Source organism: Streptomyces ossamyceticus (assembly GCF_001418475.1).
In the GTDB taxonomy this organism is placed as follows: domain Bacteria; phylum Actinomycetota; class Actinomycetes; order Streptomycetales; family Streptomycetaceae; genus Streptomyces; species Streptomyces ossamyceticus.
Map to the genome: position 1 here is coordinate 1 of NZ_LIQX01000932.1, position 1,876 is coordinate 1,876.

1 protein-coding gene is annotated in these 1,876 nt (G+C 73.9%); it reads left to right on the forward strand.

Translation table 11 applies throughout. From position 1 onward, the window contains the following. The first annotated feature begins 254 nt into the window (after nucleotides 1-254). Nucleotides 255-1,391, forward strand: coding sequence for an adenylate/guanylate cyclase domain-containing protein (locus AOK15_RS40670; RefSeq protein WP_055524228.1), 1,137 nt, complete (start codon nucleotides 255-257; stop codon nucleotides 1,389-1,391). Nucleotides 1,392-1,876: the final 485 nt, after the last annotated feature.

Below are 1,876 nucleotides of genomic sequence, written 5' to 3' on the forward strand. Positions count from 1 at the left end.
GCACGCAGATGCACGATGTCCGGGCACCCGGTCACGGCGTCCAGCCCGCCCGCCGCCGGACGGCGGGTCGCCGGCCGGGGGTGCGGGTGAGGCGCCCGGGGGATCCGCTCCCGGGGGCAGCGATCACGTCGGGGCCGTACGGTCAAGGAGGGCACCCCTGTCGGCGCCACCTCACGGAGTGAGCTGGCGCACACCTGCCGTAGAGTTGAGGCCGGTCGAGTACGTGACCGCGGGAGATCGGAAGGGCAGCTGGCGTGAGCGTCGAGGACACGGGCTCCGGCACGGACGCGCAGGGCCGCGTGGACCCGCCGGACCCCCAGGGCGCGGACGGCGGCGAGGAGGACCCGCTCGCGCTGCGGCTCGAAGGGCTCATCCTCGGAGCCGAGCGTCGTTACACCCCCTTCCAGGCGGCCCGGAGCGCGGGCGTCTCCATGGAGCTGGCGTCCCGGTTCTGGCGGGCCATGGGCTTCGCGGACATCGGGCAGGCCAAGGCACTCACCGAGGCGGACGTCCTCGCCCTGCGGCGGCTCGCCGGTCTCGTCGAGGCGGGCCTGCTCAGCGAGGCCATGGCCGTGCAGGTGGCACGTTCCACCGGTCAGACCACCGCGCGGCTCGCCGAGTGGCAGATCGACTCGTTCCTGGAGGGGCTGACGGAGCCGCCGGAGCCGGGCATGACCCGTACCGAGGTGACGTACCCCCTGGTCGAACTGCTCCTGCCCGAGCTGGAGGAGTTCCTCGTCTATGTCTGGCGGCGCCAGCTCGCCGCCGCCACCGGCCGGGTCGTGCAGGCCGCCGACGACGAGGAGATGGTCGACCGGCGGCTCGCGGTCTGTTTCGCCGACCTGGTCGGCTTCACCCGGCTGACCCGCCGTATGGAGGAGGAGGAACTCGGCGAACTCGTCGAGGCCTTCGAGACCACGGCCGCGGATCTCGTCGCCGCGAACGGGGGCCGGCTGATCAAGACCCTGGGCGACGAGGTCCTCTACGCCACCGACGACTCGGGTGTGGCGGCGGAGATCGCCCTGCGGCTGATCGAGACCATGGCGAACGACGAGACCATGCCCGAGCTGCGTGTCGGCATGGCTTTCGGGACCGTCACGACCCGCATGGGCGACGTGTTCGGCTCCACGGTGAACCTCGCGAGCCGGCTGACCTCGATAGCGCCCAAGGACGCGGTCCTCGTCGACGCCGCGTTCGCCGAGGAACTCATCCGCGCCGGTGAGGCCCCCGCGTCCGAGGCGGAGGCCGCCGAGGCCGCGGCCGCCGCCGAGAAGGAGGGCGAGGAACCACCGACCTACCGTTTCGCACTCCAGCCCATGTGGCAGCGCCCCGTACGAGGGCTCGGCGTGGTCCAGCCGTGGCTCCTCAGCCGCCGACCGGTCAAGGCGTAGGCACCGCCGCGGGCGGCCCGGACACGGGTGACCGCCGCGATCCGCCGGTGACTCCGGGTGACCGAGCGGTGGGCTTCCGGTTGAGGCGCGCAAGGGCTGAGGGTGCGGGCCGGTGACCGGGCGAATGCGCGGCAGGGCGCCGGGACGAGAGCCGGGTGCGACACCGCGTTCCCCGGTGGGGGCCTGGCCCGAGGGCTTGGGACTCCGCGTCGGGTGAGGCTCGCGGCTTCCGGCCGGGGGCAGTGGACTGCGAGCCGTGACGCTGCTGCCGGGCGAACGCGGTGTGGCGTCGTCTGCCGGGAGGGCCGTTCTCACCTGCCGACCGGTGTGTCGTCGACGCACACGCCGACGATCGGGACGCACAGGCCCGGCTGCCGCGGCTGAGCCGGCTCGGTCGTGCCGTCGGGGGTGGTCGCGGAGTCCGGTGCGTCGGGTGCGGCGGGTTGCCTGGCCGCGGGCGGCTGCTGGGTGGGCGTGTCCTGGGT